Source organism: Bacillus sp. FG16 (assembly GCF_057809515.1).
In genome coordinates this window covers 1-26,411 of the sequence record NZ_JBMDKC010000008.1, presented here as the reverse complement: position 1 = coordinate 26,411, position 26,411 = coordinate 1, and the positions used below count along the sequence as shown (strand labels likewise).

The window sequence follows — 26,411 nt, the reverse complement described above, 5'->3', positions numbered from 1 at the left end:
CTAATAGATAATAAACGCAAGTATCATACAAACACTTATATCAACTTATTCTACCCTTTATGCTTGTATACCTACTAACACTTCCTTGCGAAATAAGGACCACACCACCTATGTTCATGAGTTTTCACAAAGGTCCAAGTGAAATCTTTATCTACAATATAGATATCACCTTTATACGCATCGTCTGTCTCACACAATATATCATCCATATGTAACAAACTCGCATCCTTTATTAACAGTACCTCATCACAGTGTTGGTAGAAAATGTAGCAATCCTTTTTCACTTCATTATGAAACTCGTTTTCCGCTTCTTTACCCTCTAAACACTTCTTTTTCTCATAACTAAATATGTGCCATAGATAACCACATGCATACCTATCTCCATGAAGAAAAATATCTTCTTTTTCTTTATCACTTAAATGATTTGCAAAGTGATCCTCCCAGCACTTTCGAAAATATACACCCCAACTTTGAAATTCTCTTACCTTCATATTTTTCTTTCTTAACACCTCTAAAAACTCCATCTTCTCCCCCTATACAATAAAAACCGAGTGTCATTTCCACTCGGTTTTTATTCACACACTTATTGCGATAATTCTACTTCTTTTATTTTCTCTTTCATTCTTGCTTTATCACGATTTAAAATCTCTTTTAAATACTTACCTGTATACGAGCGCTCTTCTTTCACTACTTGCTCTGGCGTTCCGGAAGCAACAATTTGTCCACCTTTGTCCCCGCCTTCTGGTCCAAGATCAACGATATAATCAGCTGTTTTTATCACATCTAAATTATGTTCAATTACAAGTACCGTCTCACCACTCTCAACAAGACGTTGCAGCACTTCTAGAAGACGTGCAATATCATGCGCATGTAAACCAGTCGTTGGCTCATCTAAAATATATAACGTACGACCTGTAGAACGACGGTGTAATTCAGAAGCTAATTTCACACGCTGTGCTTCCCCACCAGATAATGTTGTTGCTGGTTGACCTAATTTCATATAACCAAGCCCAACATCTACAAGCGTTTGAAGTTTACGCTTAATTTTAGGAATATTGGCGAAGAATTCTACTCCATCTTCAATTGTCATCCCTAACACTTCAGAAATATTCTTATCTTTATATTTCACTTCTAACGTTTCACGATTATATCGTTTACCGTGACAAACTTCGCACGGAACATACACATCTGGTAAGAAGTGCATTTCGATTTTAATAATTCCATCACCACGGCACGCTTCACAACGTCCACCTTTTACATTAAAGCTGAAACGTCCTTTTTGATATCCGCGCACTTTCGCTTCATTCGTTTGTGCAAACACATCACGAATATCATCGAATACACCTGTATACGTCGCTGGATTAGAACGTGGTGTACGACCAATTGGCGATTGATCAATATCAATTACTTTATCTAAATTTTCAAGACCTTTAATCTCTTTATGAGTACCTGGCTTCGCTTTCGCTTTATATAACTTTTGCGCTAACGATTTATATAGTACTTCATTAATCATCGTACTTTTACCTGATCCAGATACACCTGTTACCGCTACAAACGTACCGAGTGGGAATGACATTTTTGCATTCTTTAAGTTATTCTCTTTTGCGCCGACAATCTCTACTTTACGTCCATCACCTTTACGTCTTTCAAGTGGAACTGGAATAAACTCTTTACCGCTTAAATACTTACCTGTCAGCGAATTCTCATCCTGCATCACTTCAGCTGGTGTACCTGCTGACACAACTTGACCACCGTGAATACCTGCACCAGGTCCGATATCAAGTAAATAGTCAGCAGCCATCATCGTATCTTCATCATGTTCAACCACAATTAACGTATTACCTAAATCGCGCATTTCTTGCAATGTACGAATAAGACGATCGTTATCGCGCTGGTGTAAACCAATTGAAGGCTCATCAAGAATATAAAGTACGCCAGTTAGACGAGAACCAATTTGCGTCGCTAAACGAATACGCTGCGCCTCACCACCTGATAACGTACCAGCCGCACGACTTAGCGTTAAATAATCTAAACCAACGTTCACTAAGAATCCAACGCGCTCCTGAATTTCTCTTAAAATTAAATGAGCTATTTTTTGTTGCTTCTCCGTTAGCTCTACATTCGAGAAAAATTCTTGTACTTCTTGAACTGAATACTTCGTTACGTCAGCAATCGTTTTATCACCAACAAAAACAGCTAAGCTTTCAGGCTTTAAACGGCCGCCTTTACACTTCGGACAAGCTTGTTCTGCCATATACTTTTCCATTTGCTCACGAATGTAATCGGAACTCGTTTCACGATAACGACGTTCAATGTTTGGAATAACACCTTCAAATAAAATCTCATTTTCCTTTACTTGACCGAATTCATTTACATAGCGGAAATAAACCTTCTCTTCCCCGCTTCCGTACAACACTTTATCAAATAAATCTTTCGGTATATCTTTCACAGGCATATCCATATCAACGCCGTAGTGATTACATACAGATTGTAAAAGTTGTGGATAGTATTGTGAACTTGTCGGTTCCCAAGGTGCAATCGCATGTTCATTTAATGATAAATCCCAGTTCGGGATAACAAGTTCTAAATCTACCTCTAGCTTTGAACCAAGTCCATCACAAGAAGGACAAGCTCCGAACGGACTGTTGAATGAGAACATACGCGGCTCTAATTCTCCGATTGAAAAACCACAATGCGGACAAGCATGATGTTCACTAAATAGAAGTTCCTCTTCTCCCATTACATCGATTAAAACTCGGCCTCCGCCAAGCTTTAATGCACTTTCAAGTGAATCAGCAAGACGGCTTGCGATTCCTTCTTTTACAACAATACGGTCAATTACAACTTCAATGGAATGCTTCTTATTTTTATCTAACGTAATCTCTTCAGACACATCGAGCATTTCACCATCAACACGTACACGAACATATCCTTGCTTCTTAATATCTTCAAGTACTTTCACATGTGCACCTTTACGACCAGAAACGATAGGAGCTAACACTTGTAATTTCGTACGTTCAGGATATTCAAGAACACGGTCTACCATCTGCTCTACTGTTTGTGATGTAATTTCAATCCCATGATTTGGACAAATTGGCGTACCAATTCGCGCAAATAATAAACGTAAATAATCATAAATCTCCGTTACCGTTCCGACAGTTGAACGTGGATTACGACTCGTCGTTTTTTGATCGATTGAAATCGCTGGTGACAATCCTTCAATCGTATCTACATCCGGCTTATCCATTTGTCCTAAAAACTGGCGCGCATACGCAGATAACGATTCTACGTATCTGCGCTGCCCTTCTGCATAAATCGTATCAAATGCTAATGATGATTTCCCCGAACCAGACAATCCCGTTACAACGACAAGCTGATTTCTCGGAATGGTTACATCAATATTTTTTAAGTTATGTGCTCTAGCACCTTTTACAACGATAAAATCCTTGCTCTTACTCACTCTTTTCACCCTTCCGCTTTTAATTCTAATAGTAAATCTCTTAGTTCAGCTGCACGCTCGAAGTCTAACGCTTTTGCTGCTTCTTTCATCTCTGCTTCCATCTTCGCAATTGTCTTTTCACGCTCTTTTTTCGTCATTTTCTTAGCAGGAGTTGCTTCGTATGTTTCTGTCTCTTCAGCAGTTGTCGTTGCACGGATTACATCACGTACGCCTTTTTGAATCGTTTTCGGCGTAATACCATGCTCTTTATTGTAGGCTTCTTGTATAGTACGACGACGCTGCGTTTCTTCAATTGCAATTCCCATTGATCTTGTTATACGATCTGCGTACATAATAACTCGGCCGTTTTCATTACGCGCGGCACGACCAATTGTTTGAATTAATGAGCGCTCTGAACGTAAGAACCCTTCCTTATCAGCATCTAAAATCGCTACAAGTGATACTTCTGGAATATCTAATCCTTCTCGTAATAAGTTAATACCGACCAGTACATCAAACTTACCAAGGCGAAGATCGCGGATAATTTCAATACGTTCTAACGTTTTAATTTCAGAGTGAAGATAGTTAACTTTAATTCCTACATCTTTTAAGTAGTCCGTTAAATCCTCGGACATTTTCTTCGTTAAAGTCGTAATTAATACACGTTCATTTTTTGCAATACGATCTTGAATCTCTCCTAATAAATCGTCAATTTGCCCTTCAATAGGTCGTATATCGATTGGTGGATCTAAAAGCCCTGTTGGACGAATAATTTGTTCTATTACTTCTGGTGACTGCTCTAACTCGTACGGTCCTGGAGTCGCCGAAACGTAAATAACTTGATTTGTTTTCTCCTCAAACTCATCAAACATGAGCGGTCTATTATCTAAAGCTGATGGCAGACGGAATCCATGATCCACAAGTACTTGCTTACGTGCTTGGTCCCCGTTATACATCGCTCTTACTTGTGGCACTGATACGTGCGACTCATCCATAACAATTAAGAAATCTTCCGGGAAATAGTCCAATAACGTATACGGTGTTGCACCCGCTGGACGAAGTGTTAAATGACGGGAATAGTTTTCAATACCTGAACAAAAGCCCATCTCGCGCATCATTTCTAAATCATAACGTGTACGTTGCTCTATACGCTGTGCTTCTAGCAACTTACCTTTATCATTTAATTCCTTTAAACGCTCTTCTAATTCTTTTTCGATATTCTCAATAGCGACCTTCATTTTCTCTTCACGTGTAACGAAGTGAGATGCTGGGAAGATTGCTACATGATCACGTTCTGCTAATACTTCACCTGTTAACGCATTTACTTCACGAATACGATCAATTTCATCGCCGAAAAATTCAATTCGAATACAATGCTCATCAAGTGATGCTGGGAAGATTTCAACTACATCTCCGCGCACACGGAATGTACCACGCTTGAAATCAATATCATTACGTCCATACTGTACATCAACAAGTTCACGAAGCAATTGATTGCGGTCCTTCTCCATACCAACTCGAAGTGATACAACTAACTCGCGATATTCTTCAGGAGAACCTAAACCATATATACACGATACACTCGCAACGATAATTACATCGTCCCGTTCAAATAATGCAGACGTTGCTGAGTGACGCAATTTATCAATTTCATCATTAATCTGCGCGTCCTTTTCAATAAACGTATCTGTTTGTGGTACATACGCTTCTGGCTGATAATAATCGTAATAACTAACAAAATACTCAACTGCATTATTCGGGAAAAAGTCTTTCAACTCACTATATAACTGTCCTGCTAACGTTTTATTGTGAGCCATAACAAGTGTTGGCTTTTGCACTTCTTTAATGACATTTGAAATCGTAAATGTCTTACCCGTTCCTGTCGCTCCAAGCAACACTTGCTTTTTCTTTCCACTATTAATTCCCTCTACAAGCTTCTCTATAGCTACCGGCTGATCACCTTGCGGGGAATACGCTGATATAATTTCAAATTGATGTTCCAAGTAAAATCCGACCTCCTCATAAAAATCTGTATTATTATTTTACCACGAATGCCTATAAAAAACCTAAAAAAACGAACAGATATTCGGTAAAATTTTCGACAATATACACATAGAAAAAGGAAGGAGTAAATACTTCCTTCCTCTACTAACTCTATTTTTTAGGTACATATACTAAGTCATATCCATTGCGCCCAGCTTCATTCGTACAATCTATTAGCCTATAAGTGATTCCTGATTCGCGCTGGTCTTTAACAATACTTTTACAACTATCTTTATGTAACCCTTTATCCTTCCCAGCAAATTTGTCTTTTCTATTATCTGACACATAAAATATATCGTTCCCACTATACTCTAACGTTTGAAAAATCGGGTCCCCTTCAAGGGTATACTGTACAATTCTTATTTTATCAACTTCCCTTTGCTCGACATTCAAAACGAACTTTTCAAATTTATCTAGATTGGAAATCCTGGTTCCCTTTACAATGACATCGTTCTTCTTATCAATTGTAGTGTTAGATGGTGAACATGCTACTAAAGTAAAAAGAAATAGACATATAAAACTGATTCTTTTTCCTATTGTCATCCTCTCCTATAAAAATTATTTGTATACCCAAAAGCTACTTTCAACTATGAAAGTAGCTTTTCTTTTCCTTTCTCCTTCTTCGGAAAAAACACATATGAAAATGAAATCGCTGTATCAACTAAAAATATAATCGCCCACACTTGGCTCACGCGACTTGCAGCTTTATTTAAAACGATTCCCGATTCTAACCAATTACCCCATTGTTCAAATGGAATAAATCCATACGCGAAGAAAAAGAATATGTGCACACCAACGAATAAAACAAGATGTAATACCCAATTTTTTATTTCCTGCTTTGCATAGGCCATACCTGTTAATTCTATCTGTTCTTCAATAATAGGCGCTGGTTCATTACGCCATTTCGCAACTAGCTTTTGCGCAAATATATCAAGCTTCTTCAAATCCTTTTTCCCATAGAAAACTGCATACAATAAAATAATTACAGTAATAATTTGAAAATTAGAGAACTTTCCTGTTTGATAATAGTCCACTGCCCCTAATGTTAAAATAAACACTTCATTTACGAGGAGTACAATCCCCATAATAAAGCTCGCCTTCTTCAAACGAAATCCGTAACGGAGTAAAAAGAAACCAATAGCCGATAACCAAAATATAATCTCTGCTCCAATTAAAAAATACCAACGATATTCTGCGAGTATGCTCATTTATCCTTCTCCCTTTCATCATAAATACGAAAAGCTTCATCCATATATAATAAAAACTCTTCTTCAATTGGATACATGCTCATTTTCTGTGCATCTTCCTTTGATTTTCTAACCTCCCATAACTTATCTAAAAACGCTTCGTCACCATTAGCCATTTCTAAACACTTCTGCATTAATCTCTTCATTACCCTTTGTACCTCATCATTAGCGGCTTCTTTACCCTCTTTCATAAAAATACGTAATTGCTTTAATAAATCTACCCATTCTAAAACATTCGGATCTTCCTCACTCATATTTGGCAAATTATGAAGCAACTTTTGTTCTTCCTTTGAAAATACTTCATTTTGAAATATTTCACGTATACGAGGAGACTGTTTTGAAAGCTGAATAAGTTCAAACATAACTTTCCAATCAAGTTCTCCCTCTACATCTACCGAATAAACAACCGCTTGTAAAACACGCTCCATTCGATTGAACTTCTTTTGCTCTTCTTGTACAAATCGAAGTTGGTTTTCAAGTGATTTTTTCAAATCCAGCTCACCTTTTACTAACATATTCGCAACTTCTTTTAATGAAAATCCCATTTCTTTTAAAAATAAAATTTGTTGCAAACGAATAACGTCAGCTTCACTATATAACCGATGCCCACCCTCTGTTTTTCCGCTCGGCTTTAATAAATCTATTTGATCATAATAACGTAGTGTACGTACTGTAACCCCTGTTTCTCTCGTCAATTCTTGTATTGAAATCACTACCATCACCTCTTCCCCCTCATTATAGAAGATGACGTTACGTAACTTTCAAGTATTTTGTAAAAAAAATACAAAAAGCTGTTTATACAAAGTGTATAAACAGCTTTTATGGAAATAACCCCTTTTGTATGGCGCGCCCACAAAATAAAATAAGTGCTCCAACAACAACACTCGTTGCCGTTTTATGATAATGGGCTAATAATAATAAATAATACGATAAACCTACAGTACCAATCATAATACAAATACTCGGCACTGGATTACGAGAAAAATTTTGCATTCCCCAAAGAAGCGCAAATATAGCTGTAGCGACACATAACACCGGTAATCCCATCCCAGTTCCCCTTTTTCTATCTATTATTCCTTGTTGCTAATACGCTCGTTGATGCGATACTTATTAATACACCAAAGATAGCAATATATAATAGCTCAGTTACATGTACTGCTTGCCTATCTAAATACTTATTTACACAAAGATACATAATAAACAAGAAAACGAAGCTTGTAATACAAATCGTAAAATATGACTTCATCTTGTTCACAACTCGCTCATCAATCGATGGTACTCCCTCTTCTTTCAAATGCTTCTGCTCTTTATATTCCGAAATTCCATATAAAATGACTAGCGCTACATTCGATATAAAAATAGTTCCCCACGAAATACTTAAAATCATTAAACTCGTATTTAAAAGAATTCCTGCTACAAGCAAACTCCCTACGAATCTCATGACCTCTCTCTTACTCATACATGATCAGCCTCTTTTCGATTTCTATATTTCCACTTCGGCCAATAGTTCACAAGAAAATATACCCACTGCCCTAGTACAAATAAAACAAACGGCATACCAGCATTTCCATCAACAATTAAATTATATAAACTCCATATCGCTAAACTAATCGTAAAAAATAACCCTACATATTTAAACGCTTTATCTGACTGAAATCTCTCAAACTCATCCTGCATTTTTTATTCCCCCTATCGCTATGCTCGTTTTCCTACCATAACTCCTATAATGAGACTACCTGCAAATAAGGAACTACATATTATAAATATCTCTTGCACTGGTATAACAGCCCTGCCTATTGCTTTACTCGCAACAATATAAACAATAAGCAACAGAAATGCGAATACAAATGAGACGTTTACATGTTTTTTTATATTTTCAATTACTCGCTCATCTATATCGGGAAGTTCTTCTTTTTTGTACTTACGCTTTTTGTAATACACATACACTATCAAAAATACAATTGCTAAAACGTTACTCACTACGAGCGGTAAAATTGGTATAGCCGGATTCATAATATGAACTATAATGTCTCCTAAAAACAATCCAAAAGTCACACCGATTAATAACTTTTTAGTATCGTTCATATTTCCTCCCCTTACTCCAGCGTAAATATTTCCTCCACCTTCACTCCAAAATACTTGGCGATTTTTAAGGATAACTCTAGACTCGGGTTATAATGATGGTTTTCAATCGCCACGATTGTCTGCCGCGTCACCTGCATCGCCTTTGCCATTTCAACTTGTGTTATATGATTTTGCTTTCTTAACTCTTTTATTTTATTTTTCACACCCATAGGATCCACCTTCAAAAGTAAAGATATCTTTACTTAAATTGTAAATATTTTCCAGTTATAAGTAAAGATATCTTTACAAATTTTAGAAAAACATTTCACTGCATATCTTCTCTAACAAAGTACAAGAGTAATTCAATTTATATCAGCGATTTTTTAAATATATCAGCGCAACTCCATTTATATCGGCGATTTCCCAAATATATCGACATCAGTAGCACCATAAGCATAAGAAAGAAGCTGCCCCAAAATATCTTTTGGAACAGCTTCTTCGTCCTACTTAAATAAATCCTAATCCCCATACAAGAACGTATCCAAGAACCGATAAGCAAACCGAGCCAATCAGCCCCGCCACGAATGCTTTACTTCCTAATTTACGGAACGTTTTAAACTCTACATTTAAACCGAGCCCCGCCATCGCCATTGCGATTAGCATATAAGCAATGACAACAATGTATCCCGCAACAACTTCTGGAATAATCCCAAGCGAATGCACTGCACTCATCGCTAAAAATCCGAAGATGAACCAAGGAATTGGAAGGTCACGCCACGATTTTTTTTCTTTGCTTCCCTCGCTCTTACCAAACCATAATCCGATTAAAATCGCTACTGGTACAAGCATTGCAACGCGCGTTAATTTCACGATAACTGCGATATCTACAGCCGTGCTTCCTCCTGGCGCCGCAGCCGCAATTACGTGAGCAATTTCATGCAGTGTCGCCCCTGAGAACACTCCATATCCGTATGGAGATAAACCAAGCACTGGATATAATAACGTATAAATAAGCGTAAATATTGTACCTAAAATCGCGATGATCGCTGCTCCAACTGCTGTTTCGTCATCTTTTGCTTTCACTTGCGGTGCAATTGCCACGACCGCGGCCGCGCCGCAAATTGCCGTACCGCATGCTGTTAAAATCCCAAGTTTCTTTTCTACTTTAAATACTTTCGTTAGTCCGTATACAACAAAAATAGTAAATGTAATAACAACCGCCGCGATGACCAATACTTTCGGTCCCGCCTTCGCAATATCAACAAGATTTAATCGCATTCCAAGTAAGATGATCCCAAAGCGCAGTAACTTCTTACTCGCAAAGTTCGTTCCTGCAATCGCATCATGAGGAACTCCAATTGCAGCGCGCCAAACCATCCCAATTAGAATAGCAATTACTAATTGTCCCATAATATTTAAAAATGGAAGCTCTGCTAAATATTTCGCGGCAATTGCGATTAATAATGTAATCCCAATTCCTTGCGAAAATCCAAAGCCCTTCTTCTTTTGTATAACAAGTGTTTGTTCCACCTTGTACCACCCCAATAATCGTATTGGAACATGCATGTTCTTTCTACTTACATTATAAGAGAGTTTCTATAATAAGTTTAATACCAATACCAAATCTCTATCATCAGAAATACTTATGATAAGATGATAGAAAAAGAAAGGAGCCCATTATATGAACGTAGATATTTTAAAAATTTTTGTTACTGTCGTTGAACAGAAACACTTCTCACGTGCAGCAGAATTATTAAACCTTTCACAGCCCGGAGTAAGTATGCATATACGCAACTTAGAAAACGAATTTGGCACTACACTTATTCAACGCTCTCCGAAGCACGTCCAAGTTACGGAAGCTGGAAACATATTATATATACATGCAAAGCAAATGCTCTCTCTTTACGAAGATGCTAAGCAAGAGATTAATGAACTACATAACGTTGTAACAGGAACACTTCGCATTGGTGCTAGTTTTACAATTGGCGAATACTTACTTCCAAAAATACTGGCTAACTATGCGAATGAAAATCCACACGTCGAAGTTCATACTTTCATCTCAAATACAGAAGACGTTTTGCAAAGCCTTCGCTCTAATCAAATTGATATCGGCCTAGTAGAAGGGCAAGTCATATACGCTGATGTTGACGTTGAAACGTTTATGCAAGATGAAATGAAGCTTGTCGTTCCGCCAAATCATCCATTGCTCCGCACAAATGAAATAAATGAAAGCACACTCCAAGATCAAGTATGGGTATTAAGAGAAAGTGGTTCTGGTACACGCGCTTATAGTGACCGCTTTATTCATCAACACCATTTAAAAATGAAACGATTCTTTACATTCAGTAGTATCCAAAGCGTAAAGGAAGCTGTTAGTGCCGGTCTTGGCATCGCTATACTTTCTGATTGGACTGTACGGAAAGAGCTACTAGCAAAAGAACTATTCCACGTCGAAGTTCCAAATGAACAACTAATCCGTCCGTTCTCCATCGTGCGCGGCAAATATTTCATTCCATCTAAAGCCATTCAAGTGTTCTTGAATCATGTAAATTCTTTTGCGAAAAAACAGCATTGACCTTCACATTAGTGTGAAGGTTTACAATACATGTAAAAGGAGTGAAACACATTGCGAATTGGAGAATTATCAAAAGAAACTGGCGTTAGTGAAAGATCACTAAGACATTACGAAGAAAAGGGATTACTCCCTTCTAAGCGCCTTGCAAATGGTTACCGTGATTTTGATGAAAGTGCCATCGAAAAAGTGGAGCTTATTCAAATGTACTTACAAATCGGCTTAAATTTAGAAGAGGCGGCAAGGATGCTGCGCTGCCTTGAAATTGAACCGCACCTGTACGACAATCCGTGCAGCAGTATCCTTACGCTTTACGAAGATAAACTCAATGAAGTAACAAAGCAAATCACATTACTTTCCAACATCCAAACGAATTTGCAAAAACACGTTTCACTCCTAAAACAAGCAAAAGAAAAGGGATGATTACATGTTTGTTATACATGGCAGTTCAAGACAAAACGGAAATACGGAAGTTTTAACACATATGATGATTGATGAAATTGAAACAGAACAAATTTATTTACGTGATCACACAGTCTATCCTATTACAGATAAGCGTCATGATGCAGAAGGATTCCAACCTGTAAATGATGACTACGAGCAGTTAATCAAACGCATGTTAGAGCACGACACAATTATCTTTGCTACACCATTATATTGGTACGGAATGAGTGGACATATGAAAAACTTTGTTGATCGCTGGTCACAAAGCTTGCGCGATACATCTCTTCATTTCAAAGAAAAAATGAAAGGCAAAAAAATGTATGTTGTCATCGTTGGCGGGGACAATCCAAAGCTAAAAGCATTACCGCTTATCGCTCAATTCCAATATATCTTTGATTTTGTTGGTTCATCATTTGAAGGTTATGTTATTGGGGATGCGAATGGATTAGATGAAATCCAAAATGATGCTGAGGCACTGACAAAAGCACAATTGTATAATAATAAACTCAAAAATAGCAAATAGAAATAAGTTTGACAAACTATTTAGACTTAGCAACGCAAGAAGAATTAGAAAGCATGTTACAAGAATATCCTGGCACTATACTTTTCATTAGCCATGACCGTGCCTTTATTCGCTCTGTTGCAGACCATATTCTCCAAGTAGATGAGAGTGAACCAAGAATCTTCCACGGTAATTACGAGCAATACACAAAAAGAACCACCGGAGATTCTTTAAACGTTACTGAGCAAGAATTGTTACGATTACAAACAAAATTAACAGAAGTCATCAGCCGGATTTCCATTCCAAATCATCACGATGACATCACATCTCTCGAACAAGAATACGCAAAATTATTAACTCAAATTCAAAAATGTAAAGAAGCACTCTAATGTCTTCCCTATATATCGACGGGGCATTCCACATTTCCCAAGAAATATTGAATCTTCGACATATAAAGTAAAAAGCCATGCATCAGCACGGCTTTTTACTTTATATACGAACAGCAGTCCCGCTCACAGCAACCATTAGCATCCCTTCGCGAACTACTTCGTAATCCACGTCAATACCAACAATGGCATTCGCATTTTTTTGTCTTGCGAAAGTTTTCATCTCTTCCATTGCAATGTCGCGCGCTTCTTTTAATTTACTTTCATAAGCACCCGCACGACCGCCGACAATGTCACGGACAGAAGCGAAGAGGTCACGAACGATATTCGCGCCCATAATCGCTTCTCCATTGACGATATCGATATACTCAATAATTTCTTTTCCTTGAATTGTAGACGTTGTTGTTACAATCATACTCTATAGCCTCCCATATGAGATTTTTACCTACTTATGGTGCACTAATTCAGTACAAATTATATTTACGAACTAAACTGAGCTTCGTATAACCTACTGTATCCTCCGCCTTGCTCAATTAATTCATCATGTGAACCTTGTTCTGCAATACCGTCTTTATTTACAACGACAATTCGATCTGCATTTTTAATCGTTGCAAGTCTGTGAGCGATAACTAACGTTGTACGGCCAGCTGCTAATTCAGCAAGTGATTTTTGAATTGCAAGTTCCGTCTCAGTATCTAGTGCGGAAGTAGCTTCATCTAGTATTAAAATTGGCGGGTTTTTCAAGAACATACGAGCAATTGCTAGACGCTGCTTCTGTCCACCAGAAAGTTTTACACCACGCTCACCGATAACAGTATCTAAACCGTCTGGTTGTGAGTAAATTAAGTCTTCTAACTGCGCACGTTTTACTGCCTGCCAAATTTCAGCTTCTGACGCCTTTAAGTTCCCGTAAGCAATATTTTCACGAATTGTTCCTGAGAATAAGAACACATCTTGCTGCACAATTCCAATTTGCTTACGAAGTGAAGATAATGTCATATCTTTCGTATCAATTCCATCAATTTGAATCGATCCAGATGATTGCTCATAAAAACGTGGTAATAGGCTACATAACGTCGTTTTCCCAGCTCCTGATGGTCCAACGAACGCAACTGTTTCACCTGCATGTATGTTCAAACTAATGTCATTTAAAATCGGTTCTTTGTTTTCATATCCAAACGTAATGTTGTTATATTGAATATCACCATGTACATGCTTCACTTCCATTGCATCTTTAGAGTCTACAATGTCAGGCTCTGTTTCAAGAAGCTCTACATACCTTTTAAAACCAGCGATTCCTTTCGGATAGCTTTCGATTACCGCGTTAATTTTTTCAATTGGACGGAAGAAAATATTCGTTAATAGAACGAATCCGATAAATCCACCGTATGTTAATTCTCCTTGCAGAACAAACCATGTACCGCATATTAATACGAAGAGCGTTACGAGACGCATGAGCATATAACTAATCGATGAATTTAAAGCCATAATTTTATACGCCATTAATTTCGTTGTACGGAAACGAGCGTTGTTCACAGCGAATTGCTCTTTCTCAAACTTTTCATTTCCGAATGCTTGTACAACGCGAATACCACCAACGTTGTTCTCAATACATGCATTGAAATCAGCAACGTCTGAGAATAAACGTCTGAACGTACCTGTCATTTTTTTATTGAAGTAAAGTGCTAACCATAATAAGAATGGAATGACGAAGAACGTTAATAGCGCTAACTTCCAGTTAATCATCATCATAAATGAGAATGCCCCAACTAAAGTCATAATAGCGATAAACAAATCTTCTGGTCCATGATGAGCAATTTCCCCAATTTCCATTAAATCGTTTGTAAGGCGTGAAATTAGATGACCTGTTTTATTATTGTCAAAAAATCTGAATGATAGCTTTTGAATGTGATCAAATAATTTCTGCCTCATATCTGTTTCAATGTTAACACCAAGCATATGTCCCCAATATGTAACGACATATTGTAAGCCTGCATTTAACATATAAACTGCGAGTAAACCGAAACAAGCCCATAAAATAAGCGTCCAGTTTTGCCCTGGCAATAACTTATCAATAAATTGATTTACGATAAGCGGGAAGCCGAGTTCTAATAATCCTGCGACAACCGCACAAGAAAAGTCGAGTATAAATAAACCTTTATACGGTTTATAGTACGAGAAAAATTTACGCAGCATATCTTACCTCCATTTTCCAAAATTAAAAAGACTCCCTAAATGATAACCATTATCAAATAATTATTCAAGTTATCCGTCTATGAAACTGAAAATAAACTTTGCGATAGCTGTCGTTTTTGGCCGGAAAGTCGATATATTCGAATAATCGCCGATATAAATTTCATTTACTAACTACCCTCCCCCCAAAAAACAAAAAAAGGTACCACCACAAGGTGATACCATTCCTTCTATTACATCGCTTCTGAATCCCACTCATGCTCCTGTTCAACGAATACAATACCTAATTCGTGATGTCCACCAGCATATAATGCAGTTTGTGCAAGACGAAGCTCACCATTTGTATCTAATACTTCTAATTTACAAAATGCTCCTGTCGTCTTCGTTTGAAGCGCATCATAAAATTCCTCGGCGCTTTTTGGAATGACTCCATTTACTTTCGTAATAATTTCTCCAGGCAGTAATTTCAGCTCTGCTCCAATTGTATTTGGAATTGTATCTAGTACAATGAGCCCATCATTGCATGCAGCAAAATACGCTGGTCTGGTTTCATCAGCAATTTTCTCTTGCATCGAAATTGTGAAACGCCCAAGCATCGCGACTCCCATCGCGATAATTGCAAGTACGTGCCACCAGTAACTTGCGATTCCTAAAACGAGCACAAGTCCTGCTAATCCATAAACACGTCTTCCTGTAAATAATAAAGCTTCCGTCGGCTCATAACTTTTAATCTTTCTCATAAACCCAATTAAAAATGGAACGAGGAATAGAGAATATGTATTTGAACCTATTGAAACGACAGGCCACCATGAAATAAACTGCGTTACCGCATCACCCGGTACAAGAATAAAAATAGGAACGATCCATAAACGCTTTGATTCGTGTAAACCAATCTTTAATCCACGCTTCCCCTTCCTAATCTTCGGTGTAGAGTATCCTACCGCGTTTTTAGAAATCAATAAGCCTTCTACAATAAGCATAACGCCTAGCAAAATAGCAAGGGATACAATGGTACTCTCTTCACCTTCTCGAAGCTGTAAGAAGGAAACTGGTAGCTTAGAAGATAATAGAACACATACAATCGCAATGCTAAATGTATAAGCTGCCGATAAATATCGATACATAGCCGTTAATCCAAATAGTAATGTCCAAATTAAAATGGCCCATAAGCTTGCTTTAGAAACAACAAGTCCAAGCCCAATCGTAATAATAGATACTACTAATCCGTATCCAATCCCTGCAAATAGAGAGGTTCGCAGTTCAAACCAAATATCATAAACTTTAAAAGAAAAATCTTTTCGTTCTCTTAACATACGTAAGTATCCAACGAAGATACTACTTATTACAAATATATAGACAGCAGGGTGTAAGAAAAAACGTCCAACTGCCCGCATTATTTCAAAAATCCACGCCTCCACGAACTCATTCACCACCATTTATATCATTCTTTCTTTTTATATTATCACAACTAAACAAACGTTTGTTTAACACAAAAAAATACAGGCAGCAAACTGCCTGTATTTCTTCTTATTTTGCCATTAACTTTAATGCTGACTGTAATTGTAAATCATTTTCTCCAGAACGGATTTTTTCGATAATTTTAGTTTGAATCGCTTCAGCTGTCTTTTTATCAAGCTGTCCTGTCGCTTCCATCTCATTCGCATTTTGGAATGCTTTCAGCGCCGATTCTGTCTCTTTACTAAAGTATCCATCTTCACGACCTGGTACATACCCTAAGCTCTTAAGCATTTCTTGAGCATGTTTTACTTGTACATCATTTGAATTGTATGAAAGTGTTTTTTCAATTTGAATTGGTGTCGCATGATAATAATTTGGTTGCTTCACTTCTACTGTTGGTGCGATTCCTTTTTTATGAATCCAGTTCCCATCCGGTGTTAACCATTTAAACATCGTTAATTTAATGTTGCTGCCGTCTTTAAATGGAACAGCTTGCTGGACAGTACCTTTACCAAATGTTTTTTCACCAATTAAATCGTATCCTTCTCCTTCTTTCAGCGCACCCGCTAAAATCTCTGAAGCAGAAGCACTTCCATTATCAATTAATACTGAAATTGGATATGGTTTTCTCTCTTTCAGTTCCGTAGAGAATTTCTTCTTCTCACCATTTCGCTGCTCTACTTGTAGCATTGGCTTTTTATTCGTCATAATTTCCCCTAGTATATCTTCTACACTATTTAAATAGCCACCAGGATTACCACGCACGTCAATAACTAAGCCTTTTATATTTTTCTTTTCCAACTCTTTTAACTGATCCTTAAATTCTTTCGCTGTATTCTCAGCAAAAGAAGTGATTTGCATATAACCGATATCTTTTCCGCTCTCTTGCTTCACAGAACTAAACACTGTAAAGATTGGAATCTTTTCACGCTTAATTTTAAATACAATCGGATCAGTTACTCCCGCACGTTTAATTTCAATTGCGACAGTCGTTCCCTTTTTACCACGAATTTTTAATACTGCTTCTTCACGTGATAAGTCTTTCACACTGTTTCCATCTACAGATAAAATTTGGTCATTCGGTTTAATTCCTATCTTTTCTGCTGGTGAACCTTTAATTGGCGATACGATAATAAGCTTATCGTCCGTCTTGTTCACCTCAGCCCCAATCCCCTCTAATTCAGGATCAAGCGATTCACTAAACTGTTTGGCTGTTTCTTTATCCATATACGTGGAATAAGGGTCCTTCAGCGTAGACAACATACCTTGTATTGCACCTTCAACTAACTTTTCATCTTTCACGTCTTCCACATAACGTGAATCAATTAGTGCATACGCCTCATTAATTTTTGCCAAATTCCCTTGCGCAGTGCTAGCATTCCCACTCGAAATTGTTTGCGTTACTTCTGCTGGGTTAACCCCAAATACAGACATGCCTGCAAACATTCCGCCAGCACCAATTAAAAATGCAACAACCATTCCAATAATTGCAACTCTACGTTTCAATGCGGAATTCCCCTTTCCAAAACACACAGGTGGTGTAGCAAAAGGCATCACACAGTGTGTGATGCCTTTACCTATTTCTACTATATGATAAGCTTGTACGAATTATGTTTGCAACTTTTTATACTTTTAAGAAGCGACGAATTGACATTACACTTCCCCACATACCGATTAAAGCACCGATTAACACTAGTAAACCAGCTAATTGGAATACGAAAGGACTGTATGGTAGAAGCTCGAAAATTGTTCCGCCAAGTTTTTCGTTAAACACACCTTGCAACGAATTATACGTAACTAGAATTAGGCCAATTGGAATAATTGATCCTAATACTCCTAAGAATAATCCCTCTAGCAAGAATGGCCAACGAATAAACCAGTTTGTTGCACCAACAAGTTTCATAATTTCAATTTCTGTACTACGAGCATAAATTGTAATTTTAATTGTATTAGAGATTAAGAACATCGCTGTGAATAAAAGACCAGCAATTAACGCAATCCCAATGTTACGACCAGTTTTTACAGTATCAAATAATCGTTCAACTTGCCCTTTTCCGTACTGAACATTACTGACAAACTGCATTTTTTCAACTTTCTTCGCGATTGTCGCTGTATCTGTTGGTTCTTTTGCTTTTACAACGAATACGTTTTTAAGTGGGTTATCTTGTTCAAATAACTCAAACGTTTTTCCACTATCACCTAAGCTTTTAATTAAACGTTTTAACTCTTCTTCTTTAGAAGAATATTTAATAGAATCTACTTTTGCAATTTTACTCATATCTTCTTCTAATTTCTTTTGATCAGCTTCTTTCGCAGCTGGATCAATGTGTACACGAATCTCTACATCTTGCTCTACTTTTGTCGCAAAATGGTTCATATTCATAATCGCTGTTAAAAAGACACCTACAAGTAATAATGTAACTGTTACTGCACTAACAGAAGCAAACGTCATCCATCCGTTACGTGATAGATTCTTTACACCTTCTCGCAAATGTCGACTAAGGGTCTTAGCCTTCATATCCGTATCCTCCCTCAATCTCGTCTCGAACAATTTTTCCGCCTTCAATCGCGATTACACGATGACGGATTGTATTTACGATATCTGCATTATGCGTCGCCATAACAATTGTTGTACCACGCTCATTAATGCGAGTAAAAATCTTCATAATATCAAGAGCTGTTTCAATATCTAAGTTACCTGTTGGCTCATCGGCAATTACAACCTTTGGTCGATTTACAATCGCTCTCGCAATCGCAACACGTTGTTGCTCCCCGCCCGAAAGTTCACTTGGAAGTGCGTCTGCACGATCTTCAAGGCCTACAAGACCTAGAACTTCTGTTACACGCTCACGAATTGCATCCGGTTCTTCTTCAATTACTTCTAAAGCAAACGCAACATTCTCATATACCGTTAATTTAGGTAGCAATTTAAAATCTTGGAAAATTACGCCTAATTGACGACGAAAATACGGAACGTCTCTTTCTGCCAATGTTTCGATAGTAAGTCCATTTACATTAATAGATCCTGTAGATGGTTTCTCTTCACGATACATCATTTTAATAAATGTAGATTTTCCGGCTCCACTCGGTCCAACTACGTATACGAATTCACCTTGTTTAATGTTAACTGTAAGACCAGCAATGGCTTTCATACCATTCGGGTACTCCTTATAAACATTCGTCATTTTTATCATTATTTATCACCCAATACTTAATGATTTTTTTCGAAATACTTTTCTGTACATCTGAAAATAAAAGACATCCTTCATTTTCACTTATTCATCCTTGTTGAAGGTAGTTTACTTATGCTTTCTCATAAGCAATACCACTCTATGTAATATATTTCAGCAAAATTCTACAAACCCCATTGTAACATCAAACGGTTTCCAATTTGGATACATTTTTGTTACAGTTATGTTACATCCCAGAAAAAGGAAAACGAGTTGACTATATTATCAACTCGTCCATTTCACCTTTTTTATTTATGTTCTGCTAACCATTCAGATACTTTTTTCGCATCTTCACCTTGAATAAGTCCTGGTGACATTGAACCGCGGCCTTTTTTAATAATCTCTTCGATATCTGCGGCGTCGTACTTACCGCCTACTTTTCTTAAATCAGGTCCAGTTGCCCCTGATAAATCTGTCGCGTGACATCCAGCACAACTTCTTTGGAAAATTTGTTCTGCGCTGTCTGTGCTTGCAGACTGTTTCGAAGACTTACTCTCTTCTTTATTTCCGCATGCTCCTAAAGCAAAAACAACCGATGTCCCTAGCGCAATAGCCAACAATTTCTTTTTCACTTCTATCGCTCCCCATTGTTGATATTCTTTTTATTCCTAACACACTCATTTTCATTATAAGCATTATCTTTATATAGAAAAACTAAGGTGTATTTCATATTCCTCAAAAATACAGTGAGAACCTTGATAAAATAAAGCTTTCATAAGTTGTTTCAATTCTGTGAACAACTTAAAAAACTTCTATAAAGAATCCTTTTTAAAAGGAAAATTAGAAAAGTTCTATATAAATCTTCACCCTATTACCGCTCTATTTTATTATTCTCTACTTTTTACAAAACAATATACAGCATTGTAATCTACATATAATCCCATCAAAAAGAGAAGTTGTCGTTTCCAACTTCTCTTCCTCTTTACTTCATCTATAAAAATAAAATCAAATTCTTTATATCCTCTATATCCTCAGCATGCGCCAACAATTTTGTTGGCTTTTTTTCGCTTATTAGATGCGAGAACGTAAGTAAGCATCAATAAATGGATCAATCTCTCCATCCATAACTGCTTGTACGTTACCAACCTCCGTATTTGTACGGTGGTCTTTTACAAGAGAATACGGGTGGAATACGTAAGAACGGATTTGGCTACCCCATCCGATTTCTTTTTGTTCCCCACGGATTTCATCTAATTGTGCCTGTTGCTCTTCTAGTTTCTTTTGATATAATTTCGCTTTTAACATCTTCATCGCATGCTCACGGTTTTTAATTTGTGAACGCTCTGACTGACACGTTACAACTGTATTTGTCGGTGTATGTGTAATACGAACTGCTGAATCTGTCGTATTTACGTGCTGCCCACCCGCTCCACTTGCGCGGTACGTATCAATTTTTAAATCTTCTGTACGTACTTCAATTTCAACTTCATCATTGAACTCTGGTACAACTTCACAAGATACAAACGATGTATGACGACGACCTGAAGAATCGAATGGTGAAATACGTACAAGACGATGTACACCTTTCTCTGCTTTTAAGTAACCGTAAGCGTTATGACCTTTAATTAATAAGGTTACACTCTTAATACCAGCTTCATCACCTGGTAAATAGTCAACCGTTTCTACTTTAAATCCACGTTTTTCAGCCCAACGTGTATACATACGTAATAACATAGAACCCCAGTCTTGTGACTCAGTTCCACCTGCACCTGGATGTAATTCTAAAATCGCATTATTTTTATCATAAGGATCACTTAATAGTAACTGAAGCTCATACTCATTCATTTCTTGAATTAAGCCTTTTACTTCTGATTCTAATTCCTCATGTAAATCTTCATCATATTCTTCTTTTAAAAGCTCATGCGTTACTTCTAAATTTTCGAACGTCTCATCTAACTGACGGAAACTTCCAACCATATCTTTTAACGCATTCGCTTCATTAATTATAACTTGTGCGCCTTGTTGGTCATCCCAAAATCCTGCGCCCATCATTTTTTCTTCTAATTCTGCAATTTGGTTCTCCTTAGTAGGGAGGTCAAAGAGACCCCCTAAAAGCCGCTAATCGCTTAGCCATTTTCTCTAATTCCTGTCTAATTTCTACTAATTCCATTTCCTTCACCTCTATGTAATTGCTGTTACTTTCGTATGAAAACAAGGGAAACTCTCTCCACTTATTACGGAGAGAGTTTAATTCTTCTTAATTATACATTTTTGATATAAAAGTTTGCAAAGCAGCCAAGCTACCGCCCTATATTACTGAACAATACCACAGCAGTTTTTATATTTTTTACCGCTACCACATTTACATAAATCGTTGCGGCCCACTTGGTCACCTTTTACAACTGGCTTTTTCTTCGCTTCTTCGCCATCGCTAGATGGATGAACAGCTTCACCTTGAACAACTTCTTGACGTTCTAAGTTTTGTTCAATTTCAGCTTTCATAATGTAACGAGAAATTTCCTCTTCAATAGAAGCAACCATTGACTCGAACATCGCGAATCCTTCCATTTGGTACTCACGAAGTGGATCAATTTGACCGTAAGCACGTAAATGAATACCTTCACGAAGGTGATCCATCGCATCAATATGCTCTGTCCATTTCGTATCTACAACGCGGAATACAACAACCTTCTCAAACTCACGCATTTGCTCTTCTGGCATAAGCTTTTCTTTGTCGTTGTAACGCTCTATTAATTTCGCGATAATCGGTTCGCTCATTTCCTCAGGAGCAAGGCGACGTAATTCTTCTTCTTTTATGTCTCCTTCTTGAAGCAGGTTTGTATTTAAGTAGTCAACAAGACCTTTAATGTTCCAATCTTCTTCAATTTCTTCTTGTGTATGAAGCGCAACAGCACGTTCTACTGTAGATTTCATCATACCTTCAATAATGCCACGTAAGTTTTCCGATTCCATTACTTCTTGACGTTGCTTATAAATAACTTCACGTTGCTGACGAAGTACATCATCGTATTGTAATAATTGCTTACGTGCATCATAGTTATTTCCTTCAACACGTTTTTGTGCAGACTCTACCGCACGAGAAACCATTTTACTTTCAATTGGCTGAGAATCATCCATACCAAGACGATCCATCATTGCTTTCATATTATCTGAACCAAATCGGCGCATTAATTCATCTTCCATTGATAAGTAGAACTGCGTCACACCAGGGTCCCCTTGACGACCAGCACGACCACGTAACTGATTATCAATACGACGGCTTTCATGACGTTCTGTACCGATAACTGCTAGACCGAAGATTTTCACATCGTCTCCAAGTTTAATATCTGTACCACGACCAGCCATATTCGTTGCAATCGTTACAGCACCTTTCATACCAGCTTCTGCAATGATATCTGCTTCACGTGCATGGTTTTTCGCATTTAAAATGTTATGACGTACACCTTTACGCGTTAACATTTTTGAAATAAGCTCTGAAGTTTCAATTGCAACTGTACCTACAAGAACAGGTTGCCCTTGTTTATGACGATTTACAATATCCTCAACAACAGCATTGAACTTACCTTCCATTGATTTAAAGATTAAATCAGCACGATCATCACGAATAATCGGTTTGTTTGTTGGAATTACAATAACGTTCATATTGTAAATGTTACGGAATTCCTCTTCCTCTGTTTTCGCTGTACCAGTCATACCAGATAATTTTTCATACATACGGAAGTAGTTCTGGAATGTAATTGTCGCAAGCGTCATACTCTCATTTTGAATTTCTACACCTTCTTTTGCTTCAATCGCTTGGTGTAATCCTTCGCTATAACGACGACCTTTCATAAGACGACCAGTGAATTGGTCTACAATTACGATTTCGCCTTCTTGTACAACATAATCTGTATCACGGTGCATAACAACGTGTGCACGAAGCCCCTGATTAATATGGTGAAGAAGTGCTACATGTTTTAAATCGAATAAGTTTTCAATATGGAAAGCTTTCTCTGCTTTCGTAATACCATCTTCTGTTAACATTACATTTTTCGTTTTCACATCAAATGAATACTCTTTTTCATTTTCTAACGTACGAACGAATGCATTTGCAAACATGTATAGCTCTGTTGATTTTTGAGCTTGTCCTGAAATAATAAGCGGCGTACGCGCTTCATCGACTAAAATAGAATCGACTTCATCGATAATAGCAAAGTGAAGTGGACGTTGAACGCACTGCTCTTTATATAAAACCATGTTGTCACGTAAGTAATCGAATCCAAGCTCATTATTTGTGCTATACGTAATATCAGCAGCATAAGCCTCTTGTTTCTCTTCGCGTGACATATGGTTTAAGTTAATTCCTACCGTTAAGCCAAGGAACTCATGAAGTTGTCCCATTTCGTTCGCATCACGTTGTGCTAAGTATTCATTGACTGTAACAACGTGAACACCTTTTCCTGTTAAAGCATTTAAATATACAGGTAATGTAGATGTTAACGTTTTACCTTCACCCGTTTTCATCTCAGAAATATTCCCTTCATGTAAGGCAATACCACCCATTAACTGTACGCCATATGGACGCATTCCAAGAACACGAGTTGCCGCTTCGCGAACAACTGCAAAAGCTTCAGGTAGTAGATCATCTACTGTTTCACCTTTTGTTAGACGTTCTTTAAATTCAAGCGTCTTTCCTTTTAATTGTTCATCAGTTAGTGGCTTAATAGATGACTCTAATGCATCAATTTGCTCAACTGTCTTTTGCATACGTTTAATTTGGCGTTGGTTTACATCAAACACCTTTTTTAAAATACCGATCATAGGAAATACGCTCCTCTTTTATTAAAATAAAACTTCCGATTGTTTTTCTTTTTCTCTATTACAATCAGTCGTTGTAAAAATCAAATGTATGTTATGCCAATTTTTCTCCTAATTAAAAAAACTAAAATGTATATACCTAATGATAATTGTAACACTTGTCTTATAACTATGACAACAATCGGCCGAATGTCAGGCCTTATATTCATAAAAGTTTTCATTTCATTTGTTCCAACAAACTAATATGTCTTTTCTCTATCCCTCTATTGCAAATTCCGTATTAAATATCCCACTTTAAAAGAGGATAATCGAAGGAAATCTATTAGTTTTAAATGAACAATTACAAAAAGTCGGAAATTCCGCAGGTGCAGCATCCATAGATACTTACACCTGCGAAACAACTCCGACTTTAAACGATACTGTTATGTTGCAAGATCTACTCAACCACAGCAAAAAACACCCTTAAAATATATCTGGATCAATCACGAATTTTATTAATTTATTGGTATTTCTAATTCATGATATTTCCCTTTCTTATCCTTCATAAAAGAAATAAATTTCACCTTAGTTGATTCATTTGAAAAGTTTTTATAATTTTTATAAGGGTCATCTCCTATAAAATAATTTGTCCCTATATATCCTCGTACTGTTTTACCAGCAGGTATTACAGGATCAAACTGATATTGTTTAGGTAACTCCATTGCATACGGAATTACATTATAAAACTCGCCTATTTTAGAATAAAACAATGTATCGGAAATAGACTCATTACTAAGCAAGTTAATATCCCGATTTGTTGTATTTGTAATATTTAAAGGTAAAACATACGTCACTACTTCACGGTCTTCATAAGGATCATAAACTTTTGTAGGATCAAGAGGATCAAGAGCATGAAACGTAACTCCTTGTCCATCTTCAAAAGTTCTATTAGATAAAAATTCATCTTTTACCACTTTATAAGATTCATTATTTAGATTTAATGTTTTAAATCTAAATAAACTAGCAAATATACATAGCAACAAACACAATCCAATGATTATTAAGACATGATTTCTTGTCACTCTTAATCTACCAACTTTCCATTATTAACATGTACAATGCGATCTACTATACCATTATCCAGGACATGCACATCATGACTAGCTACTATAATAGTCGTTCCTTTAGATTTTTCTACTTCCAAAATATCTAAAACATCTTTTATCCCATCACTATCTAAAGCATTAGTTGGCTCGTCTAATAACAATAATTTTGGTTGTTCCATTAAAGCTTGCGCTATCCCTAAACGTTGTTTCATACCTAAAGAGTATCTTTTATACTTTCTCTTATCTGTTTTATCAAGTCCAACCCTCTGAATAATATTATAAATTTCCTCATCAGAAATTTTATTATTAATCGATGATAAAAATTTCAAGTTCTGAAAACCAGTATACGCTGGAATAAAACTTGGATATTCAATCAATATCCCCATAGAATCAGGGAATTGCCTTTGTTTTCCAATTATTTCATTGTCTACATAAACAACTCCAGAATTCAAACGCATTAACCCTGATATAGCGCGTAAAATCATCGTTTTACCAGAGCCATTATGCCCCTTCAAAACTAAAAATTCGCCTTTTTTTACTGACAAATTAATATTATCTAACACAATATTTCCTTTTAATCTTTTCGTCATACATTCACATTTAATATAATTGTCCATAAATTATTCACCTATCACATCTAGTTTTTTAAAACAAAAACTACCTAATAAAATCATTACAACAACAATTACTACCCCTATTAGGAGTAAATCATTCCATTGAATAGATTGATTATTACCTAAAGTCAATTGAATTGAACTGTGATCAACAAAATACCAACGATTTGGCATAACAAAAGAGCCTAAAAAATAAATACTATGAAAGAAAATAGACAAAAACAGGTACAACAACATTAGTACAAAAACAATAGTTATTGGTATATAAAACGTTAAAAACTCAAAAATCAAAGCTAATAAAAAGCTTATAATTATTTGAATTATATAAGTTACGTTTAATATTTTAACAATTGTTCAGTTCCTAACCTTTGAAGCA

General features: G+C 36.7%; 27 protein-coding genes and 1 pseudogene. 4 read left to right on the top strand and 24 right to left on the bottom strand.

Translation table 11 applies throughout. The features are described 5' to 3' along the window. Nucleotides 1-74: 74 nt before the first annotated feature. The 12 genes from ACODS7_RS05000 to ACODS7_RS04945 form a co-directional block, all read right to left on the bottom strand. Nucleotides 75-524 carry a DUF4275 family protein gene (locus ACODS7_RS05000; protein WP_029443589.1) on the bottom strand — a complete coding sequence of 150 codons (450 nt, stop codon included), beginning with the start codon at nt 522-524 and terminating at the stop codon, nt 75-77. A 59-nt stretch (nt 525-583) separates the two neighbouring features. Next, entirely contained in the window at nt 584-3,460 is a 2,877-nt protein-coding gene (gene uvrA / locus ACODS7_RS04995) for an excinuclease ABC subunit UvrA (protein WP_029443590.1), read from the bottom strand. Nucleotides 3,461-3,465: 5 nt separating this feature from the next. After that, nucleotides 3,466-5,442, bottom strand: coding sequence for an excinuclease ABC subunit B (uvrB, locus tag ACODS7_RS04990; RefSeq protein ID WP_243168293.1), 1,977 nt, complete (start codon nt 5,440-5,442; stop codon nt 3,466-3,468). 151 nt (nt 5,443-5,593) lie between these two features. Next, the gene (locus tag ACODS7_RS04985) at nt 5,594-6,025 is read right to left on the bottom strand and encodes a DUF4362 domain-containing protein (protein ID WP_029443592.1); all 432 of its coding nucleotides are present in this window, start codon (nt 6,023-6,025) and stop codon (nt 5,594-5,596) included. A gap of 44 nt (nt 6,026-6,069) precedes the next feature. After that, complete coding sequence (locus ACODS7_RS04980; RefSeq protein WP_016079745.1) at nt 6,070-6,690, bottom strand: hypothetical protein; 621 nt, start codon at nt 6,688-6,690, stop codon at nt 6,070-6,072. Next, nucleotides 6,687-7,448: a MerR family transcriptional regulator gene (locus ACODS7_RS04975; RefSeq protein WP_243168294.1), complete on the bottom strand. Its 762-nt coding sequence runs from the start codon at nt 7,446-7,448 to the stop codon at nt 6,687-6,689. The genes ACODS7_RS04980 and ACODS7_RS04975 overlap by 4 nt, the downstream gene beginning before the upstream one ends. A gap of 100 nt (nt 7,449-7,548) precedes the next feature. Beyond that, nucleotides 7,549-7,776, bottom strand: coding sequence for a hypothetical protein (locus ACODS7_RS04970; protein ID WP_000524131.1), 228 nt, complete (start codon nt 7,774-7,776; stop codon nt 7,549-7,551). 16 nt (nt 7,777-7,792) lie between these two features. Further along, nucleotides 7,793-8,188 (bottom strand): hypothetical protein, encoded by a 396-nt coding sequence (locus ACODS7_RS04965; RefSeq protein WP_029443593.1) that lies wholly within the window; start codon nt 8,186-8,188, stop codon nt 7,793-7,795. Beyond that, nucleotides 8,185-8,406: a hypothetical protein gene (locus ACODS7_RS04960; protein WP_001150199.1), complete on the bottom strand. Its 222-nt coding sequence runs from the start codon at nt 8,404-8,406 to the stop codon at nt 8,185-8,187. Before ACODS7_RS04960 ends, ACODS7_RS04965 begins: the two co-directional genes overlap by 4 nt. Nucleotides 8,407-8,424: 18 nt before the next feature. Further along, nucleotides 8,425-8,814: a hypothetical protein gene (locus tag ACODS7_RS04955; RefSeq protein ID WP_029443594.1), complete on the bottom strand. Its 390-nt coding sequence runs from the start codon at nt 8,812-8,814 to the stop codon at nt 8,425-8,427. A gap of 11 nt (nt 8,815-8,825) precedes the next feature. Next, nucleotides 8,826-9,023, bottom strand: coding sequence for a helix-turn-helix transcriptional regulator (locus ACODS7_RS04950; protein ID WP_000538364.1), 198 nt, complete (start codon nt 9,021-9,023; stop codon nt 8,826-8,828). A gap of 277 nt (nt 9,024-9,300) precedes the next feature. Then, nucleotides 9,301-10,323, bottom strand: coding sequence for a YeiH family protein (locus tag ACODS7_RS04945; protein WP_029443595.1), 1,023 nt, complete (start codon nt 10,321-10,323; stop codon nt 9,301-9,303). Between the two features lie 151 nt (nt 10,324-10,474). Here ACODS7_RS04945 and ACODS7_RS04940 point away from each other — a divergent pair, with 151 nt between their 5' ends. Genes ACODS7_RS04940 through ACODS7_RS04925 form a run of 4 tightly spaced genes read left to right on the top strand, consistent with a single transcriptional unit; the run spans nt 10,475 to nt 12,700 of the window. Further along, on the top strand, nt 10,475-11,368 hold the full coding sequence (locus tag ACODS7_RS04940) for a LysR family transcriptional regulator (protein ID WP_029443596.1): 894 nt from the start codon (nt 10,475-10,477) through the stop codon (nt 11,366-11,368). A 51-nt stretch (nt 11,369-11,419) separates the two neighbouring features. After that, nucleotides 11,420-11,788 carry a MerR family transcriptional regulator gene (locus ACODS7_RS04935; RefSeq protein WP_029443597.1) on the top strand — a complete coding sequence of 123 codons (369 nt, stop codon included), beginning with the start codon at nt 11,420-11,422 and terminating at the stop codon, nt 11,786-11,788. Between the two features lie 4 nt (nt 11,789-11,792). Further along, a complete protein-coding gene (locus tag ACODS7_RS04930; protein WP_029443598.1) occupies nt 11,793-12,332 on the top strand; it encodes a flavodoxin family protein in 540 nt (179 codons plus the stop codon). An 8-nt stretch (nt 12,333-12,340) separates the two neighbouring features. Continuing rightward, a complete protein-coding gene (locus tag ACODS7_RS04925; protein WP_029443599.1) occupies nt 12,341-12,700 on the top strand; it encodes a macrolide transporter in 360 nt (119 codons plus the stop codon). Between the two features lie 100 nt (nt 12,701-12,800). On the opposite strand, the gene ACODS7_RS04920 is transcribed toward ACODS7_RS04925, so the two are convergent. The 12 genes and pseudogenes from ACODS7_RS04920 to ACODS7_RS04865 form a co-directional block, all read right to left on the bottom strand. Then, on the bottom strand, nt 12,801-13,112 hold the full coding sequence (locus ACODS7_RS04920; RefSeq protein ID WP_029443600.1) for a heavy metal-binding domain-containing protein: 312 nt from the start codon (nt 13,110-13,112) through the stop codon (nt 12,801-12,803). Between the two features lie 65 nt (nt 13,113-13,177). After that, complete coding sequence (locus tag ACODS7_RS04915) at nt 13,178-14,893, bottom strand: ABC transporter ATP-binding protein (RefSeq protein ID WP_029443601.1); 1,716 nt, start codon at nt 14,891-14,893, stop codon at nt 13,178-13,180. 230 nt (nt 14,894-15,123) lie between these two features. Beyond that, a complete protein-coding gene (locus tag ACODS7_RS04910; RefSeq protein WP_050589715.1) occupies nt 15,124-16,326 on the bottom strand; it encodes a PDZ domain-containing protein in 1,203 nt (400 codons plus the stop codon). Nucleotides 16,327-16,417: 91 nt separating this feature from the next. Continuing rightward, nucleotides 16,418-17,854, bottom strand: a complete 1,437-nt coding sequence (locus ACODS7_RS04905; protein ID WP_080681878.1) for a S41 family peptidase — start codon at nt 17,852-17,854, stop codon at nt 16,418-16,420. Nucleotides 17,855-17,972: 118 nt separating this feature from the next. After that, a complete protein-coding gene (gene ftsX / locus ACODS7_RS04900) occupies nt 17,973-18,866 on the bottom strand; it encodes a permease-like cell division protein FtsX (RefSeq protein WP_000645028.1) in 894 nt (297 codons plus the stop codon). Next, on the bottom strand, nt 18,856-19,542 hold the full coding sequence (gene ftsE / locus ACODS7_RS04895) for a cell division ATP-binding protein FtsE (protein WP_080117069.1): 687 nt from the start codon (nt 19,540-19,542) through the stop codon (nt 18,856-18,858). The genes ftsX and ftsE overlap by 11 nt, the downstream gene beginning before the upstream one ends. Nucleotides 19,543-19,826: 284 nt before the next feature. Further along, a complete protein-coding gene (cccB, locus tag ACODS7_RS04890) occupies nt 19,827-20,150 on the bottom strand; it encodes a cytochrome c551 (RefSeq protein WP_000727971.1) in 324 nt (107 codons plus the stop codon). 439 nt (nt 20,151-20,589) lie between these two features. Beyond that, a protein-coding gene (gene prfB / locus ACODS7_RS04885) for a peptide chain release factor 2 (RefSeq protein WP_097920038.1) occupies nt 20,590-21,688 on the bottom strand; the annotation gives its coding sequence in 2 pieces (ribosomal slippage) (nt 20,590-21,615 and nt 21,617-21,688; 1,098 coding nt in all). 143 nt (nt 21,689-21,831) lie between these two features. Further along, on the bottom strand, nt 21,832-24,339 hold the full coding sequence (gene secA / locus ACODS7_RS04880; protein ID WP_029443605.1) for a preprotein translocase subunit SecA: 2,508 nt from the start codon (nt 24,337-24,339) through the stop codon (nt 21,832-21,834). 491 nt (nt 24,340-24,830) lie between these two features. Further along, nucleotides 24,831-25,358 carry a hypothetical protein gene (locus ACODS7_RS04875; protein WP_029948375.1) on the bottom strand — a complete coding sequence of 176 codons (528 nt, stop codon included), beginning with the start codon at nt 25,356-25,358 and terminating at the stop codon, nt 24,831-24,833. 41 nt (nt 25,359-25,399) lie between these two features. Further along, nucleotides 25,400-26,038 carry an ATP-binding cassette domain-containing protein gene (locus ACODS7_RS04870; RefSeq protein ID WP_029443606.1) on the bottom strand — a complete coding sequence of 213 codons (639 nt, stop codon included), beginning with the start codon at nt 26,036-26,038 and terminating at the stop codon, nt 25,400-25,402. Nucleotides 26,039-26,041: 3 nt separating this feature from the next. Further along, nucleotides 26,042-26,380 (bottom strand): annotated as a pseudogene (locus ACODS7_RS04865) (hypothetical protein); the annotation flags it as partial. Nucleotides 26,381-26,411 lie beyond the last annotated feature (31 nt).

Coding starts and splice junctions, on each gene's coding strand:
- ACODS7_RS04920 (WP_029443600.1), bottom strand. CDS start 13,112: ATGATTGTAACAACAACGTCTACAATTCAAGGAAAAGAAATTATTGAG.
- ACODS7_RS04870 (WP_029443606.1), bottom strand. CDS start 26,038: ATGGACAATTATATTAAATGTGAATGTATGACGAAAAGATTAAAAGGA.
- ACODS7_RS04970 (WP_000524131.1), bottom strand. CDS start 7,776: ATGGGATTACCGGTGTTATGTGTCGCTACAGCTATATTTGCGCTTCTT.
- ACODS7_RS04985 (WP_029443592.1), bottom strand. CDS start 6,025: ATGACAATAGGAAAAAGAATCAGTTTTATATGTCTATTTCTTTTTACT.
- ftsE (WP_080117069.1), bottom strand. CDS start 19,542: ATGATAAAAATGACGAATGTTTATAAGGAGTACCCGAATGGTATGAAA.
- secA (WP_029443605.1), bottom strand. CDS start 24,339: ATGATCGGTATTTTAAAAAAGGTGTTTGATGTAAACCAACGCCAAATT.
- ACODS7_RS04930 (WP_029443598.1), top strand. CDS start 11,793: ATGTTTGTTATACATGGCAGTTCAAGACAAAACGGAAATACGGAAGTT.
- ACODS7_RS04965 (WP_029443593.1), bottom strand. CDS start 8,188: ATGAGTAAGAGAGAGGTCATGAGATTCGTAGGGAGTTTGCTTGTAGCA.
- ACODS7_RS04915 (WP_029443601.1), bottom strand. CDS start 14,893: ATGCTGCGTAAATTTTTCTCGTACTATAAACCGTATAAAGGTTTATTT.
- ACODS7_RS04910 (WP_050589715.1), bottom strand. CDS start 16,326: ATGGTGGTGAATGAGTTCGTGGAGGCGTGGATTTTTGAAATAATGCGG.
- ACODS7_RS04975 (WP_243168294.1), bottom strand. CDS start 7,448: ATGGTAGTGATTTCAATACAAGAATTGACGAGAGAAACAGGGGTTACA.
- ACODS7_RS04980 (WP_016079745.1), bottom strand. CDS start 6,690: ATGAGCATACTCGCAGAATATCGTTGGTATTTTTTAATTGGAGCAGAG.
- ACODS7_RS04955 (WP_029443594.1), bottom strand. CDS start 8,814: ATGAACGATACTAAAAAGTTATTAATCGGTGTGACTTTTGGATTGTTT.
- ACODS7_RS04940 (WP_029443596.1), top strand. CDS start 10,475: ATGAACGTAGATATTTTAAAAATTTTTGTTACTGTCGTTGAACAGAAA.
- ACODS7_RS04950 (WP_000538364.1), bottom strand. CDS start 9,023: ATGGGTGTGAAAAATAAAATAAAAGAGTTAAGAAAGCAAAATCATATA.
- ftsX (WP_000645028.1), bottom strand. CDS start 18,866: ATGAAGGCTAAGACCCTTAGTCGACATTTGCGAGAAGGTGTAAAGAAT.
- ACODS7_RS04960 (WP_001150199.1), bottom strand. CDS start 8,406: ATGCAGGATGAGTTTGAGAGATTTCAGTCAGATAAAGCGTTTAAATAT.
- ACODS7_RS05000 (WP_029443589.1), bottom strand. CDS start 524: ATGGAGTTTTTAGAGGTGTTAAGAAAGAAAAATATGAAGGTAAGAGAA.